The organism is Nocardia suismassiliense (assembly GCF_900269665.1).
Classification (GTDB): domain Bacteria; phylum Actinomycetota; class Actinomycetes; order Mycobacteriales; family Mycobacteriaceae; genus Nocardia; species Nocardia suismassiliense.
In genome coordinates, this window is record NZ_LT985361.1 from 3,095,073 (window position 1) to 3,111,333 (window position 16,261).

13 protein-coding genes and 1 pseudogene are annotated in these 16,261 nt (G+C 68.1%); 12 read left to right on the plus strand and 2 right to left on the minus strand.

Features of this window, described 5'->3' with window-relative positions; translation table 11 throughout:
* The first annotated feature begins 82 nt into the window (after positions 1-82).
* From DBO33_RS13965 to der, 10 genes and pseudogenes are all read left to right on the plus strand, one after another.
* Positions 83-1,804: a CTP synthase gene (locus tag DBO33_RS13965; RefSeq protein WP_107655410.1), complete on the plus strand. Its 1,722-nt coding sequence runs from the start codon at positions 83-85 to the stop codon at positions 1,802-1,804.
* 4 nt (positions 1,805-1,808) lie between these two features.
* Positions 1,809-2,471: an NUDIX domain-containing protein gene (locus tag DBO33_RS13970; RefSeq protein ID WP_107655411.1), complete on the plus strand. Its 663-nt coding sequence runs from the start codon at positions 1,809-1,811 to the stop codon at positions 2,469-2,471.
* Between the two features lie 13 nt (positions 2,472-2,484).
* Complete coding sequence (gene xerD / locus DBO33_RS13975; RefSeq protein ID WP_107655412.1) at positions 2,485-3,438, plus strand: site-specific tyrosine recombinase XerD; 954 nt, start codon at positions 2,485-2,487, stop codon at positions 3,436-3,438.
* Positions 3,439-3,686: 248 nt separating this feature from the next.
* On the plus strand, positions 3,687-4,151 hold the full coding sequence (locus tag DBO33_RS13980; protein ID WP_199856606.1) for a cupin domain-containing protein: 465 nt from the start codon (positions 3,687-3,689) through the stop codon (positions 4,149-4,151).
* Positions 4,152-4,346: 195 nt separating this feature from the next.
* On the plus strand, positions 4,347-5,321 hold the full coding sequence (locus DBO33_RS13985) for a ParA family protein (RefSeq protein WP_425574357.1): 975 nt from the start codon (positions 4,347-4,349) through the stop codon (positions 5,319-5,321).
* A 134-nt stretch (positions 5,322-5,455) separates the two neighbouring features.
* Entirely contained in the window at positions 5,456-6,352 is an 897-nt protein-coding gene (locus DBO33_RS13990; protein WP_107660256.1) for a segregation and condensation protein A, read from the plus strand.
* Positions 6,353-6,495: 143 nt separating this feature from the next.
* Positions 6,496-7,314, plus strand: coding sequence for an SMC-Scp complex subunit ScpB (scpB, locus tag DBO33_RS13995; RefSeq protein ID WP_407670611.1), 819 nt, complete (start codon positions 6,496-6,498; stop codon positions 7,312-7,314).
* A 1,092-nt stretch (positions 7,315-8,406) separates the two neighbouring features.
* Positions 8,407-9,267: pseudogene (locus tag DBO33_RS14000) on the plus strand (pseudouridine synthase); the annotation flags it as partial.
* The gene (gene cmk / locus DBO33_RS14005; RefSeq protein ID WP_107655414.1) at positions 9,267-10,010 is read left to right on the plus strand and encodes a (d)CMP kinase; all 744 of its coding nucleotides are present in this window, start codon (positions 9,267-9,269) and stop codon (positions 10,008-10,010) included. The pseudogene DBO33_RS14000 and the gene cmk, both read left to right, overlap by 1 nt.
* A gap of 11 nt (positions 10,011-10,021) precedes the next feature.
* Positions 10,022-11,431, plus strand: coding sequence for a ribosome biogenesis GTPase Der (der, locus tag DBO33_RS14010; RefSeq protein WP_107660259.1), 1,410 nt, complete (start codon positions 10,022-10,024; stop codon positions 11,429-11,431).
* Positions 11,432-11,505: 74 nt separating this feature from the next.
* Here the strand turns inward: der and DBO33_RS14015 are convergent, their stop codons facing one another.
* Positions 11,506-12,390: a hypothetical protein gene (locus DBO33_RS14015; protein WP_107655415.1), complete on the minus strand. Its 885-nt coding sequence runs from the start codon at positions 12,388-12,390 to the stop codon at positions 11,506-11,508.
* A 215-nt stretch (positions 12,391-12,605) separates the two neighbouring features.
* Between DBO33_RS14015 and DBO33_RS14020 the strand changes: the two genes are divergently transcribed.
* A complete protein-coding gene (locus DBO33_RS14020) occupies positions 12,606-13,364 on the plus strand; it encodes an acyl-[acyl-carrier-protein] thioesterase (RefSeq protein WP_107660260.1) in 759 nt (252 codons plus the stop codon).
* A gap of 1 nt (position 13,365) precedes the next feature.
* Here DBO33_RS14020 and DBO33_RS14025 read toward each other — a convergent pair whose 3' ends face one another.
* Complete coding sequence (locus tag DBO33_RS14025; RefSeq protein ID WP_407670510.1) at positions 13,366-14,859, minus strand: mannitol dehydrogenase family protein; 1,494 nt, start codon at positions 14,857-14,859, stop codon at positions 13,366-13,368.
* 309 nt (positions 14,860-15,168) lie between these two features.
* Between DBO33_RS14025 and DBO33_RS14030 the strand changes: the two genes are divergently transcribed.
* On the plus strand, positions 15,169-16,254 hold the full coding sequence (locus tag DBO33_RS14030) for an amidohydrolase family protein (protein WP_107655416.1): 1,086 nt from the start codon (positions 15,169-15,171) through the stop codon (positions 16,252-16,254).
* Positions 16,255-16,261 lie beyond the last annotated feature (7 nt).

Sequence of the window (16,261 nt, forward strand, 5' to 3'; positions counted from 1 at the left end):
CATGATCAACGCTCCGGCGATCCAACAGCAAACGTGCGTGGCGTTACTTCCCCACGCACGATCCGTGTTACCGTGAAGACCCGTGGGTCATACACGGAATCAGGCGCGAACGGCTACGAAGCACATCTTCGTGAGTGGTGGAGTCGCCTCCTCATTGGGTAAAGGTCTTACCGCCTCCAGCCTCGGTCAGCTGTTGACGGCGCGTGGGCTGCGCGTCACGATGCAGAAACTCGACCCGTACTTGAACGTCGATCCCGGCACCATGAACCCCTTCCAGCATGGAGAGGTTTTCGTGACGGAGGACGGGGCCGAGACCGATCTGGACGTCGGTCACTACGAGCGGTTCCTGGACAGGGACCTGACCCGGGACGCGAATGTCACGACCGGGCAAATCTATTCGACGGTCATCGCCAAGGAGCGCCGCGGCGAATACCTCGGCGACACGGTGCAGGTGATCCCGCACATCACCGACGAGATCAAGAGCCGGGTGCTCGCCATGAGCGCGCCGGACGCCGACGATCAAACCCCCGACGTGGTGATCACCGAGATCGGCGGCACCGTCGGCGATATCGAGTCGCAGCCGTTCCTCGAGGCGGCTCGCCAGATCCGCCACGATGTCGGCCGGGAAAACGTCTTCTTCCTGCACGTCTCGCTGGTGCCCTACCTCGCCCCCTCCGGCGAGCTGAAGACCAAACCGACGCAGCACTCGGTGGCGATGCTGCGCAGTATCGGCATCCAGCCCGACGCGCTGATCCTGCGCTGCGACCGCGAGGTGCCGCAGGCGCTGAAGAGCAAGATCGCGCTGATGTGCGACGTCGACGTCGACGCCTGCATCTCCACCCCCGACGCGCCGTCGATCTACGACATCCCGCGCGTGCTGCACCGCGAGGCCCTGGACGCCTACGTGGTGCGCAAGCTCGGGCTGCCGTTCCGCGACGTGGACTGGACCGTGTGGGGCGATCTGCTCGACCGGGTGCACTCGCCGCGCGAGACGGTCGAGGTCGCGCTCGTCGGCAAGTACGTCGACCTGCCCGACGCCTACCTGTCGGTCACCGAGGCGTTGCGCGCGGGCGGATTCGCCTCGCGGGCCAAGGTACTCATCCGCTGGGTGCCGTCGGACGAGTGCGAGACCCCGGCCGGCGCCCAGTCGGCGCTGCGTGACGTGGATGCGGTGCTGATCCCCGGAGGCTTCGGCATCCGCGGCATCGAGGGCAAGGTCGGTGCCATCAGCTACGCCCGGGCACGCGGCATTCCGCTGCTCGGTCTGTGCCTCGGCCTGCAGTGCGTGGTCATCGAGGCGGCCCGTTCGGTCGGTCTGGTCGAGGCGAACTCGGCCGAATTCGAGCCGGACACCCCGCATCCGGTGATCTCCACGATGGCCGATCAGGAACAGGCCGTCGCCGGCGAGGCCGATCTCGGCGGCACCATGCGCCTCGGCGCCTACCCGGCGACCCTGGCGAAGGGTTCCGTGGTCGCCCAGGCCTACGGCAGCGAGCAGGTTTCCGAGCGGCACCGGCATCGCTACGAGGTGAACAACGCCTACCGTGACCGGATCGCCAAGAGCGGGCTGCAGTTCAGCGGCACCTCGCCGGACGGGCACCTGGTGGAGTTCGTCGAACTGCCCGCCGACGTGCACCCGTTCTTCGTCGCCACCCAGGCGCACCCGGAGCTGAAGAGCCGTCCGACCCGCCCGCACCCGCTGTTCGCGGCGCTTGTCGCGGCGGCACTGAAATACAAGCTGGCCGAGCGGCTTCCGGTCGACATCCCGGACGAGGAGTTCGCGAGCGCGGCGGATCAGGCGTAGCACGATGACGCAGGACGGTGGCACCGCCGGACCAGGCAGCCACGATTTCGAAACCGTTTCCAGCGAAACCGTCTACAGCGGCGCCATCCTGGCGTTGCGCCTCGACCAGGTGCGGATGCCCGGCGGGCACGTCGCCGAGCGTGAGGTGATCGAGCACCACGGCGCCGTCGCTGTCGCCGCGATCGATGACGACGACAACGTGGTGCTGATCAACCAGTACCGGCACCCGATCGGCAGGCGACTGCTCGAGCTGCCCGCCGGCCTGCTCGACCTGCCCGACGAGGATCCGCTCGTCGCCGCACGCCGCGAGCTGGCCGAGGAGACCGGCCTGGCGGCCAGGGAATGGTCCGTGCTGGTGGATGTGGCGCTCTCGCCGGGGTTCACCGACGAGGCGTTGCGGGTGTACTGCGCCCGCGGGCTGTACGAAACCGACCAGCCGGAGCCGGAACACGAGGAGGCCGACCTCTCGATCGTGCGCATGCCGGTCGACGAGGCGGTGCGCGCGGCGCTCGCGGGGGAGATCGTCAATGCGACCGCCGTCGCCGGTGTGCTCGCGCTCGCCGCGGCGCGGGCGAGCAAGACCGAGTTGCGGCCGGCCGACGCGCCGTGGCCCGGGCAGCCCACCGCGTTCCTGCGCCGCAAGGCGGCCGAGAAGTCCGCGGACTGACGGGCGCCGACCGGTGCTCGCGCGGGAATTGGATGCCTACCTCGACCATCTCGCGGTCGAGCGCGGTGCCGCGCGCAACACCCTCGGCGCTTATCGGCGTGACCTCGGCCGGTATCTCGACTTCCTGATCGGGCGCGGCATCACCGCGCTCGATCAGGTCGCCGAGGGCGATGTCGCGGAGTTCACCATGGCATTGCGGGCCGGCGGCGCTGAATTCCCGCCGCTGGCCGCGGGTTCGGTGGCTCGTGCGCTGATCGCGGTGCGCGGGCTGCACCGGTTCGCCGCGGCCGAGGGGATGACCACCACCGATGTCGCGCACGCGGTGAAACCGCCGGCTCCTGGTCGCCGGTTGCCCAAGGCACTGCCGTACGACCAGGTGCTGAAACTGCTGGAAGCCGCGGGCGGTGGTTCGGCGAGTGATCCGGATGCCGCGCCGGGCACCGATGGCGGTCCGCGTGGCCTGCGCGACCGGGCCCTGCTGGAACTGCTGTACTCCACGGGCGCACGGATTTCCGAGATGGTCGGGTTGGATGTCGACGATCTCGACACCGACGAACGCGCCGTGGTGCTGCACGGCAAGGGTGGTAAACAGCGCATGGTGCCGATCGGCAGGCCCGCGCTGGCCGCCGTCGACGCTTACCTGGTTCGGGGGCGTCCCAAGCTCGCCGCCAGCGGAAAAGGCAACGCGGGCGCGCTTTTTCTCAACGCGCGCGGTGGACGGTTGTCTCGGCAGAGCGCCTGGCAGGTGCTGCAGACCGCTGCCGAACGTGCGGGTATCGGCGCCACCGTCTCGCCACACACTTTGCGGCACTCGTTCGCCACGCATCTGCTCGACGGGGGAGCGGATGTGCGGGTGGTGCAAGAGTTGCTCGGCCACGCGTCGGTAACCACTACTCAGATCTACACCCTGGTCACCGTCAACACGTTGCGCGAAGTCTGGGCAACCGCCCACCCGCGCGCCCGCTAGTCGAGTCCCACAGAGTCTCCATACGTTTCACAAGGCTCGTCGACCTTGTGAAACGTATGGCGGGTCTGTGAGTCTCGTCCCTATCTGTCGCTTGGTGGGCGGGGGAAAAGCTGGGGCGCGCCTTTTTGGACCTCCGCCACCGCGAGCCGCAACGAGCCGGGGAACAAATCGGACTACGGTCCAGTTAACCCCTTCGTGTCGGGGTTAGCGCTGGGCGCCTCGGCGTGCGCAGACGTGAGGTGAGTTGAGTGGCAAAGTCTTTCATCGTCCAGGAAGCCGATGTCGAAGCGGTGGCGCTGCCGGGCGGCGGGTCCTTCCAGCTGCTGGAGGACAGCGAGCAGTCCGACGGCCTGTTCGGCGCGAACCGTCTCGTACTCGCCGCAGGCGCGAATGGCACTCGCCCGCACCACCACACGCAATCCACGGAGATCTTCTACGTCCTCGACGGCACCATGGAATTCCTCGTCGACGGCGAAATCAGCGCGGTGCGCAAAGGCGGACTGGTCGTCGTCCCGCCCGGCACCGTGCACGCGTTCGGCGCGTCGGCGGCCGGACCCGCCGAGTTTATCGCCGTGCTGACACCGGGTATCGTCCGCTTCGAGTACTTCCGGCAGCTCGGCCGGATCGCCCGCGGGGAGGCGGAATGGGACAGCATGGACGACTTGCACGACCGCTTCGACGTGCATTTCGATGGTGACCCGGAGTGGCGCTGAGCGATACGGGGTAGCGTTTTGCTGTTCGGGGCTCGGCGTGGTGCCGCGAACACGCCGCGCGCGTCGCGGCACTTGCACGCTCGCAAGCGGTAGCGTCTAACGAGAGTCGGACCGTACGAAAGCGAGGGTCGGGCCTGATCCGCCTCGCTACGCTCGGCGAGGCAACGGGCAGGAACGTATAAGGAGCAGCGGATCGTGACATCAGCCGGAGCGGCAGAGCCGCCGATGGGTGCTGGGGCGGAGCCGCTTACGGGTGCGCGCTCGGGTCCGTACTCGGAGGCCGCGGCCGAAACCCTGTGGGGCACCGGGGCCGAACCAGTCCCCGAGGACGCGGCACTCGGACCCACCGGACGCCCACTGCGTCTGGTACCCGACCCGCCACCGCTGGACCGGCACGGCGACGCCCTCATCGTCGCCATGTGCAACCAGAAGGGCGGCGTCGGCAAGACGACCTCCACCATCAATCTCGGCGCCTCCCTCGCCGAATACGGGCGCAAAGTGTTGCTGGTCGACCTCGACCCGCAGGGCGCGTTGTCGGCGGGATTGGGTGTGGCCCACCATGATCTCGACCTGACCGTGCACGACCTGCTCGTCGGCTCCAAGGGTTCGATCGACGACGTGCTGATGCCGACCCGTGTTGAGAACATGGATCTGCTGCCCAGCAATATCGACCTGTCGGCGGCGGAGATCCAGCTGGTCAACGAGGTCGGGCGGGAGCATTCACTCGGCCGGGCCCTGCACGGCATCCGCGATCGGTACGACTACATCATCATCGACTGCCAGCCGTCGCTCGGGTTATTGACCGTCAACGCGCTGGCCTGCGCCGACGGTGTGATCATTCCGATGGAGTGCGAGTACTTCTCGCTGCGCGGGCTCGCGCTGCTCAACGACACCGTGGAAAAGGTGCGCGACCGGCTGAATCCGCGGCTGAGCCTGTACGGAATAGTGGTCACCATGTTCGACGCCCGACTACTGCATTCGCGTCAGGTGATGGCGCGGGTCGTCGAGGTGTTCGGCGACCTGGTCTACGACGCCGCGATCTCGCGCACCGTGCGGTTCCCCGACGCCAGCGTCGCCGGCGAGCCGATCACCACGTGGGCACCGAAATCCAGTGGAGCCGAAGCATATCGGGCGATGGCGCGGGAAGTCATCCACCGGTCCGGCCGGTGATCGGCAGCAACGACCCCGCGCCACCCGCAGCAGTTACCTCATCACCCGGCTCGGAGTCCGCCGACTCCGCACCGGGTGATCTCCTGGAGCGGGCCGACGCCGGTCCGCACGACCCGGACGAACAGGCCGACACCGTGACTTCGAGCGATGGCGGATCAGCTGAGGCGGAACCCAAGGACGAGAAGTCCGGGTTCCATCTGCGGCTGAGCAACTTCCAGGGGCCGTTCGATCTGCTGCTGACGCTGATCAGTTCGCGCAAGCTCGACGTCACCGAGGTGGCGTTGCATCAGGTCACCGACGAATTCATCGCCTACACCAAGGCGTTGACCGCGGCGCTGTCCGACGGCAGCTACCCCAACGCCGCCGCGACCACCCTGCGGGCCGACAAGATCCTCGACCAGACCACCGAATTCCTGGTTGTCGCAGCCACACTGCTCGACCTCAAGGCCGCGCGTTTGCTGCCGTCGGGGGAGATGACCGACGCCGAGGACCTCGAACTGCTCGAGGCACGCGACCTGCTGTTCGCGCGGCTGCTGCAATATCGGGCGTTCAAGCAGGTGGCCGAGCTGTTCGGCGAGCTGGAGGCCGTCGCGCTGCGCCGCTATCCGCGCGCCGTCGGGCTGGAGGAATGCTTCGCCGGTCTGCTGCCCGAGGTTACGCTGGGAGTAGACGCGCACGAGTTCGCCGCGATCGCCGCCGCCGCTTTCCGGCCCCGCCCGGTACCCAAGGTCGGCCTCGACCACCTGCACTCGCACGCCATCTCGGTCGCCGAACAAGCCGCGCTCGTGCTCGAACGGCTCAAGGAACGCGGCAAAGGCGGCTGGACAACTTTCAGCGAATTGGTCGCCGACTGCGAGGCGCCGATCGAGATCGTCGCCCGCTTCCTGGCCCTGCTGGAGCTGTACCGAGGAAAAACGATCGAGTTCGACCAACCCGACCCCCTCGGCCAACTCTCCATCAGCTGGATCGGCGACGACGCCCCCGACACCGACCCGTCGGACACTGTGACTATCGAGGAGGACTACGGGTGAGCGAGACCGTGGACGCTGAAGTCTCGGACGCGACGGACGTTGAAGTCGACGCGACGGAAGCCATCAGTGCCGAGCGCCCGGCTGACTCGATGCCCGCCGACGAAACCGCGGCCGCGACAGAGTCCGCCGACGCCGAGTCTGCGATTGCGGACGTCTCGACCCCCGACGCCGCTCAATTGTCGGACGCCGACGCTGAGTCCGCCGCAACCGCCAACCGATCGGAGGCGGACGACCCCTCAACAGCGAACAACGACACTTCGCAACCCGACCCCTCAAAAACGACCACCTACGACGCGACACCAGTCGCCAACAACACAGTGGCGGAGTTCACCCCCGAGCGTCTCGAGGATGCGGAGTTCCGGTCGGCGTTGGAGGCGATGTTGCTTGTGGTGGATGCTCCGGCCCCGGTAGAGCAGTTGGCGGCGGCGTTGGATGACACCACGGAGCGGGTGGATGAGGTGTTGCGGGAGATGCGCGCGGAACTGTCCGCGCGGGGTAGTGGGATCGATCTGCGTTTCGTCGGGGACGGTTGGCGCTTCTATACTCGCAGCGAGTACGCACCGTATGTGGAACGGGTGCTGCTCGATGGCGCCCGCACGAAGTTGACGCGGGCGGCGTTGGAAACGCTGGCGGTGGTGGCATACCGGCAGCCGGTGACCCGGACCAGGGTCAGCGCGGTGCGCGGCGTGAACGTCGATGGGGTGATGCGCACGCTGCTGGCCCGGGGCTTGCTCGCCGAGGCGGGCGTCGACCCGGAAACGAACGGGACGATGTACTGCACGACCGAGTTGTTCTTGGAACGGATCGGGCTCGCGTCGCTGTCCGACCTGCCGCCACTGGCGCCCCTGCTCCCGGGCGTCGACCTGATCGATGAGATCAACGAGAGCTTGGATACGGACCCCCGTTACACCAGGCTGAAAAAACCCGCCGAGGCCGACTTGGACCTCGGCAGCGAGGATTGACAGGACAAAATGAATAATTCCGCTCGCCGAGATGGCACACCGGATCGAAGGAAACGCAGTGACGAGCAGCGCCCCGCGCGGGGTGCGGGTGCTCGAGGGGGGACCGACCGCGGCGCATCGCGCGGTGACGGCGGCTACCGCGGCGCGCAGTCGAGCACGCAGCGCGGAAATACGCAGGGCGGCAACGCATACCGTGGCGGTTCGGCTCAAGGCGGCAGTGGCTACCGCGACCGTTCCGAGGGTGGCAACACCTCTCGCGGCCGCACCGACCGTGGCTCCGCGCAAGGCAGTTCCTATCGCGACCGCTCCGACGGTGGCAACACATACCAAGGCCGTGGCGCTGCGCAGGGCGGCTCCTATCGCGACCGCTCTGACAGCGGCAACACCTACCAAGGCCGCACCGACCGTGGCTCCGGCCAGGGTGGCAGCTCTTACCGCGACCGCTCCGACGGTGGCAGCGGATACCAGGGCCGCAACGATCGCGGGTCCGCGCAGGGCGGCAGCTCTTACCGCGGCGCACGAGATGGCAACGCGCAGGGCAGCTCTTACCGCGACCGCTCTGACGGCGGCAACACCTACCAAGGCCGCAATGACCGTGGTTCCGCGCAAGGCAGTTCCTACCGCGGCACGCGGGATGGCAACGCGCAAGGCGGCTATCGCGACCGCTCGGATAGCGGCAGCACATACGGTGGCCGCAGCGAGGCCGGTTCCGGTGGCAACGCCTACCGCGGCCGTACCGAAGGCGCCTCCGGGCAAGGCGGCTCTTACCGTGACCGCTCCGATGGCGGCAATGCATACCAAGGCCGCAGTGATCGCGGTTCCGCGCAGGGCGGCAGCTCGTCCCGCAGCCGCAGCGAAGCCGGCTCCGGTGGCAACGCGTACCGCGGCCGCCCCGACCAGTCCGGCACCTCGTACCGCGACCGCAGCGAGGCAGGCTCCGGCGGCAACGCCTACCGCGGCCGCTCCGAAGGCGGCCAGTCCGGCAACGCCCAGTCCGGTAACTCCTACCGCGGCACCACACCCGCCGGAACCGGCCGCGGCCCCGCGCAGGGCGGCATCCCGCAGCGCCGCGTTCCGCAACCCGCGCCCACCGGCAAGAAGAAGAATCCCAAGCCGCAGCGCCAAACCCAGTCCGCACCTCTGCTGAACAACGCCAAACCGGCCAAGCGTCAGCACGTAGAGCCCGCCGCCTCCGAAGGCCACACCAAAATGCCGTGGGGCGAAGGCGAGCGCTTGCAAAAGGTCCTCGCCAAGGCCGGTGTCGCCTCCCGGCGCGCCGCCGAGGAGATGATCGCCCAGGGCCGGGTCGAGGTCGACGGCGCGATCGTGGTCGAGCAGGGTCTCCGGATCGACCCGCAGGTCGCCGTGGTCCGGGTGGACGGCACCCGCGTGATGGTGCGCGAGGAACTCGTGCACATCGTGCTGAACAAGCCCAAGGGCTGGCAGTCCACCATGTCCGATGATCTCGGCCGCCCCTGCGTCGGTGACATCGTCGCCGAGCGCGTCGCGGCGGGTCAGCGCCTGTTCCATGTCGGTCGTCTCGACGCCGACACCGAAGGTTTGCTGCTGCTCACCAATGACGGCGACCTAGCGCACCGGCTCATGCACCCCTCGTACGAGGTGTCCAAGACCTACCTCGCCACGGTGAACGGCGAGGTGCACAAGGCGATCGGCAAGAAACTCAAGGACGGCATCGAGCTCGAAGACGGCCCCGCGAAGGTCGACAGCTTCCAGGTGCTCGAGATCGGCGAGGGACGTTCCCTGGTGAAACTTGTGTTGCACGAGGGGCGTAAGCACATCGTGCGCAGGCTGCTCGACGCGGTCGGCCATCCGGTGACCCGGCTGGTGCGTACCAATATCGGTCCGGTCGCGCTCGGCGACCAACGGCCCGGCACGTTGCGTGTGCTCGGTCGCGGTGAAATCGGCAAACTCTACGAGGCGGTGTCGTTGTGATGGGTGTGGAGATTCCGGTGGAGACGCCACGGCAGCTGACGGGGACGAGTCCGCTCGTCGTCGCCATGGACGGCCCGTCCGGCACCGGCAAGTCCAGCGTCTCGCGCCGCCTTGCCACCCGGCTCGGCGCCCGCTACCTGGACACCGGTGCGATGTACCGGGTCGCGACCCTGCGTGTGCTGCGCGCGGGCATCGAGCTCACCGACGCCGCCGCCATCGGTGCGGCGGTCAAGGAGCTGCCGCTGTCCATCGGCACCGATCCGCGCCGTGAGGTGATCCAGCTCGACGGCGAGGACGTCTCCTCGGAGATCCGCGGCGACGCGGTCACCAAGGCCGTCTCCGCGGTGTCCGCAGTGCCGGAGGTGCGTGATCTGCTCGTCGCGCTGCAACGCGAGATCACCACGGCCGCACAGCGAATCGTGGTCGAGGGCCGCGACATCGGCACCGTCGTACTGCCTGCCGCGGACGCCAAGATCTACCTGACCGCCTCGGCCGAGGCCCGCGCCCACCGGCGCAACCAGCAGAACATCGCCGAAGGCCGCGGCGACGACTACGAGGCCGTGCTCGCCGATGTGCAGCGGCGCGACAACCTCGATTCCACCCGCAAGGTGTCCCCACTGCGTCCGGCCGACGACGCCGTGCTGGTCGACACCAGCGACCTGAACATGGATGAGGTCATCGACGAGCTGTACCGCGTTGTCGCGCAGCAGATTTCGACGACCAGGACGGGAGGTTCCCAGTGACCGAAGACGTGATGGCCGGCGACGGCATCTGGAGTGACGAAACCGACTGGGAGCTCACCGATCTCGATGGTGAGCTGGCCGGCGAAGAACTGCTCGCCATGCCGACGCTCGCGGTCGTCGGCCGCCCGAACGTGGGCAAGTCGACCCTGGTGAACCGCATCCTCGGCCGCCGCGAGGCCGTCGTCGAGGACGTCCCCGGGGTGACCAGGGACCGAATCTCCTACGAGGCCAACTGGTCCGGGCGCCGCTTCCTGGTGCAGGACACCGGCGGCTGGGAGCCCGACGCCAAGGGGCTGCAGCAGTCGGTGGCCCGCCAGGCCGAGGTCGCCATGCAGACCGCCGACGCGATCCTGCTCGTGGTCGACGCCGTGGTCGGTGCCACCGCCACCGACGAGGCCGCGGTGAAGATGCTGCGCCGCAGCAAGATTCCGGTCATCCTGGTGGCCAACAAGGTCGACGACCAGAAGGTCGAGTCCGAGGCGGCCGCGCTGTGGTCGCTCGGCCTGGGTGAGCCGAGGATGGTCAGCGCCGCGCACGGTCGCGGCACCGGCGATCTGCTCGACGACGTGCTCGCGGTGCTGCCGGAGACCCCGCGCGAAGGCACCGGCGGCGTCGGCCCGCGCCGGGTCGCGTTGGTCGGCAAGCCCAATGTCGGCAAGTCCAGCCTGTTGAACAAGCTGGCCGACGACGAGCGCTCGGTGGTGCACGATGTCGCGGGCACCACCGTCGACCCGGTCGACTCGCTCGTCGAGTTGGGCGGCAAGGTCTGGAAGTTCGTCGACACGGCGGGCCTGCGCCGTAAGGTCTCGCACGCCAACGGCACCGAGTTCTACGCCTCGCTGCGCACCAAGGCGGCACTGGAGGCCTCCGAGGTCGCGATCATGCTGATCGACGCCTCCGAGCCGATCACCGAGCAGGACCTGCGGGTGATCAGCATGGTCGCCGACTCCGGTCGCGCGCTCGTGCTGGCGTTCAACAAGTGGGACCTGGTGGACGAGGACCGCCGCCTGCAGCTGGACCGCGAGGTCGACCGCGACCTGAACCGGGTGCCGTGGGCCCAGCGGGTCAACATCTCCGCGCACACCGGCCGTGCCGTGCAGAAGCTGGTGCCCGCCATGGAGACCGCGCTCGAGTCGTGGGACAAGCGCATCTCCACCGGCCGCCTGAACACCTGGCTCAAGGAAGTCGTCGCGGCGACCCCACCCCCGATGCGCGGCGGCCGCCTGCCCCGCATCCTGTTCGCCACCCAGGCGACGACCCGCCCGCCGACGTTCGTGCTGTTCACCACCGGCTTCCTCGAGGCAGGCTACCGCCGCTTCCTGGAACGCAGGCTGCGTGAGGAGTTCAACTTCGACGGTTCGCCGGTGCGTATTTCGGTGCGTGTCCGCGAGAAGCGTGAGCGGACTTCCAAGAAGCGGTAGGCAGTTCGCGAACCGAGCCCCGAGAGCGTGACGTATGTCGTCTGCTCTCGGGGTTCTTTGCTAGCGCAGCTGGCTCAGCCGATGAGCGCGGCGCGCAGGCGGTCGTAGCCCGGGGCGAGCGTGCGCAGGGTGGCGATGAATGCCGCGTCGTCGCCGGTGACCAAGGGATATTGCAGGCTGCCGACGATGCGTGACTGGGTGGCGGCGAGGGCGGCGGCCTCGATGCGGCCGAGCATCGTCAAGCTCACCGAGGCATCCAGCAGCCGACGGGTGCCGACTCGAATGCCGAAGATGGCCAGCAGGTTTCGGATCTCGGGGTCCAGGCCCTTCGCGACTACCTCCGCAAAGCCCTCGATGGCGTCGGAAGCACCCTCGAGCCACCGGATAGCCTGCGGCATAGCGGATTCCAGCGCATCGACGGGGGAGACGACTCGATCCCGCACGAAACCCGAGCGCAGGACGAACGGCGTATCGATATAGGTCATCTTCTCGCCACGCCAGGCATCCAGGAACGCCCTGGCCGGCAGCGTCGCGAATGGGTTCCCCTGCGGGTCGTGCAGCAACACCGTGTCGTCCTCGACCGCAAGCACTACTACGTAATGGTCTGCGCCGATAGCGATTCCGGCATCGGGGCGATAAGTCAGCAGCCCCATCTCCAGCGGCCCGGCCAGCGCGGGTCCCTGCGCGCAGGCCGCCTGCAGCCGATCGAGCGCCGCCGCGTCGGACCCGCCGTCGCTGCGCACACACGACCACCCGAGCAACTCGATGGCGGCGGCCAACCCGATCTCCGGATGCCAGCCGCCGGGATCGAAGAACGGCATCGAGCCGTTCTCCAGTTGGAAGCCGAACGGCGACCCGGTCAACGTCTCGATCACCCCGGTCGACGGCGCATGCGCACCGAGCAGCATGGCCAGCGAATTGCTGTAGCAGTACGGACCCGAACCGATGTATGGATGCATGCGTCCACCCAACGACCTGACACCGTGTCAAGGTCAACCCCCGGGCGCTACAAGATCAACGGCACATTCGCCCGAGAAGGCCGCACCACCAGGCGCCGATGACCACGCTCCGGCCGCCGGATCGACCGATCAACAACAAGCCGATTGTGTGAGATGCGCGACGCGCTGACCGTGCCGACGCGCGCCCGGCAACCATGACCTGGCATTATCCGACCATGGTCATTCCCAGCGTGCTGCCGGAACGTCCGACCACCGGAACCCCGTTCGAAACGGGGTGGCCGGTACGTCTCGCCGACACCGACGGCGACCAACGCCTCCGCCTCGACGCCATCGCCCGCTACCTGCAGGACATCGGCTTCGAGCACCTCGACGCCGTCGAGGACGGCGACAGCCACCGCGGCTGGGTGGTGCGCCGCACGGTGATCGACGTGCTCAAGCCGATCCAGTTCGGCGAGCGGGTCACCCTGCGCCGCTGGTGCTCCGGCATGTCCAACCGTTGGTGCAATATGCGCGTGCAGATCTGCGGCAGTAGCGGCGGCCTGGTCGAGACCGAAGCCTTCCTGATCCACTTCGGCACCGAGTCCGGCGTGCCCGCCCGGATGAGCGACCGTTTCATGGAGCCCATGCTGGCCAGCACCACCGAACACCGCCTGCGCTGGAAGGCCGCCCTCACCGACCCGGCGCCCGCCGGCGACACCACCGGCGTGCAGGTGCGCCCGTTCCCGCTGCGCATCACCGATATCGACATGCTGGACCACGTCAACAACTCGGTCTACCTCAGCGGCGTCGAAGAAGTTCTGGCCGAACACGACGACCTGAAGTCGGGCGCGCACCGCGCGATCATCGAGTACACAAAGCCGCTGCGGTCCGGCGATCACGTCGAACTGGTCGCCCAACGGGCGGGCTCCATCCTCGACATCTGGTTCGCTGTCGGCGACGAAACCCACGCGGTGACCCGGGTCCTGCCCATCTAACTCAGGCGGGCCCGGCCAGCTCCGCGACGGTAGCCCGGGCACCCTTGGCGTACAACGAATCCAGCGCCGCCACATAGGCGCTCACGAACCGCGGTTCGTCGATCAGATCACCGAAAACGGAACGGTCCCTGAGGAATGCGGTGCGATCGTCCCGCTGGCGGCGAGCCAGCGGGATCAGCCGATCGCGCAACCGGTCCACGATCTCGATCGGCTCGCCGTGTTCGTCGACGCCCTCCGCATAACGCGCCCAGCTCGCGACAATCGCCGCCGCACAGGTGATCTCGCCGTTGTCGGCCAGCCGCTGCCGCACCACCGGCAGCACCCACTTCGGTATGCGATCCGAGGACTCCGCACAGAGCCGCGCCACCGTGTCGCCGATCGCCGGGTTGGCAAACCGCTCGAGCAACGTCTGCTTGTACTGATCCAGATCGACCCCCGGCACCGGCCGCAAGGTCGGCGTCGCCTCGATATCCATGTACCGCAATAAGAATCGGCGAAACGCCAGATCCTGGGCAGCGTCGTGCACCAGCCGATAACCGGTGAGATACCCGAAGTACGCCAGCGCCTGATGGCTCGCGTTCAACAGCCGTAGCTTCATCAACTCGTAGGGCGCGACATCCTCGACCAACTGCACGCCGACCGCGCCGTAATCAGGTCGCCCGAGCGTGAACGAATCCTCCAGCACCCACTGTGTGAACGGCTCGGTCACCACCGGCCACCGGTCCACCACCCCGTAGCGCCGTGCGACCTGGGCCGCCGCCTCGGGCGGGGTGACCGGGGTGATCCGGTCGACCATCGAGTTCGGGAAGCGCACCTCCCGCGCCACCCAGTCGCCGAGCTCGCGGTCGCGCAGCGCGGCGAACGCGCTGAACGTAGTGCGCGCGACGTGCCCGTTCCCCTCGATGTTGTCGCACGACAGCACCGTGAACGGCGCGATACCCCGTGCCTTGCGCCGGGCCAGCCCCTCGACGATCAGGCCGAAGAGGGTGGCGGGCACCGCATTCGGCGCGAGGTCGGCCTGAATATCCGGAGCTTCGGCATCGAACGCGCCGGTGGTCGCCGAGTAGTGGTAACCACCCTCGGTGACGGTGAGCGAGACGATCCGGGTGGCCGGGTCGGCCAGCTTCGCGAGCACCGCCTCGGGATCGTCGGGCGCGTACAGGTACTCGACGATCGAGCCGATCACTCGTGTATTCCAACGGCCGTCCGGGGTCAGCACCGACAGCGTGTACAGCCCGTCCTGTGCGGTCAGCGCATCGCGCATCCGGCGGTCGGCGGGCAACACACCCACGCCGCAGATGCCCCATTCGCGCGCCTCGCCGCGTTCCAGCAGCCGGTCGATATACATCGCCTGATGCGCGCGGTGAAACCCGCCGACGCCGAAATGAACTATGCCGGTAATGATTTCGGACCGGTCATAAGTCGGTACCGCAATGCCGGTATCGAGTCCCGGCAACATGGCGGCTTGCAGCGCAGCGCTGGTGTCCCTGGTCATAACCACCCCGTCAGTGTTGTGCGTCACACTTCGGATGCCACCCTCGATGGCAGTAGTTCACCTGCTGAGCATATGCGTAGATTTCCTGAGGGCCGTAGGGCCACCGTCTCATCTCGCCCGATGACGTCAGGCTCGCAGCGCGCACAGTATTCGCTGTTCGGCCACCTCATCTGTGAGACCGAATGGTGCTCCGACAAGAACACTGCGTTACCACTTCGTGTGCGGACAAATCCACTGGCGGCTACTAACGTTCCGTAGCGGAGCGGTCGCACCCCTCGCCGCTGCACGACTACCGCACCGGAGGTTTGCGTGACCGTCGACTCCCCAGCGATCGGTAAGACCGCTCTGCGCAACGTCCGTGTCTTCGATGGCGCGGAGCTGACCGAGCCGACCACGGTGGTGATCGACGGCGCGGTGATCGGCACCGATGCCGGCGGCGCCGAGAGTCTCGACGGCCACGGGGCGATCCTGCTACCCGGCCTCATCGACGCCCACGTGCACCTACACGGCCCGGAATCGCTCGACCAGCTCGTCACGCACGGCGTCACCACGGCACTGGACATGACCACCTGGCCGCCCGAGCAGCTCGCGGCGCTGCGTAACCGGCCGGGCACCACCGACATTCGTAGTGCGGGAACGCCGATCATCGGTCCGGGCGGTACGCACGCCCGCATCCCCGGCCTGGCCGAGCACGCGGTGATCCACGGACCGGAGGCGGCCGAGGCGATGGTCGCCGAGCGTGCCGCGGCCGGCTCGGACTACATCAAATTGGTGCTCGAAGCGCCGGGGGAGGGCGGTCCGGACGAAGCCTCCGCCAAGGCGGTCGTCACCGCAGCGCGGGCCAAGGACCTCCGAATCGTCATCCACGCAGCATCTTTGGGTGCCTATGCACTGGCACTGGACGTCGGCGGCGACGTCATCACCCACGTCCCGATGGACGGTCAGCTGCCCGCGGAGGCGGTGCGCCGGATGGCGGAGGAAGGGCGCGTCGCCGCGCCCACCCTCGTCATGATGCAGGGTGTGGCAACAACTTTGGGCATCCTGGGTTTCGCCGACTGCCTCGCCAGCGTCGCGACGCTACACGCCGCCGGAGTGCCCGTCCTCGCGGGCAGCGACGCCAACGCCGAACCCGGCGTCCCCTTCCAGCCCGCGCACGGCGACTCGCTGCACCGCGAGCTGGAACTGCTCGTCACCGCGGGCCTGCCCCCGGCCGAGGCGCTGCGCGCCGCGACCACGGCGCCCGCCACCCACTTCGGCCTGCGCGACCGCGGCACGATCGCACCGGGTATGCGCGCCGATCTCGTGCTGCTCGACGGCGACCCGCTGTCCGACATCCACGCCACCCGCGCCATTGCCCAGGTTTGGTGTGGTGGCGTTTCACACGCGATGAGTTAGGTGCGAG

Bases quoted from the DNA above. Each gene is read 5' to 3' on its own strand.
- DBO33_RS13970 (WP_107655411.1), top strand. From the start codon at position 1,809: ATGACGCAGGACGGTGGCACCGCCGGACCAGGCAGCCACGATTTCGAA.
- cmk (WP_107655414.1), top strand. From the start codon at position 9,267: ATGGGTGTGGAGATTCCGGTGGAGACGCCACGGCAGCTGACGGGGACG.
- der (WP_107660259.1), top strand. From the start codon at position 10,022: ATGGCCGGCGACGGCATCTGGAGTGACGAAACCGACTGGGAGCTCACC.
- DBO33_RS14015 (WP_107655415.1), bottom strand. From the start codon at position 12,390: ATGCATCCATACATCGGTTCGGGTCCGTACTGCTACAGCAATTCGCTG.
- DBO33_RS14020 (WP_107660260.1), top strand. From the start codon at position 12,606: ATGGTCATTCCCAGCGTGCTGCCGGAACGTCCGACCACCGGAACCCCG.
- DBO33_RS14025 (WP_407670510.1), bottom strand. From the start codon at position 14,859: ATGACCAGGGACACCAGCGCTGCGCTGCAAGCCGCCATGTTGCCGGGA.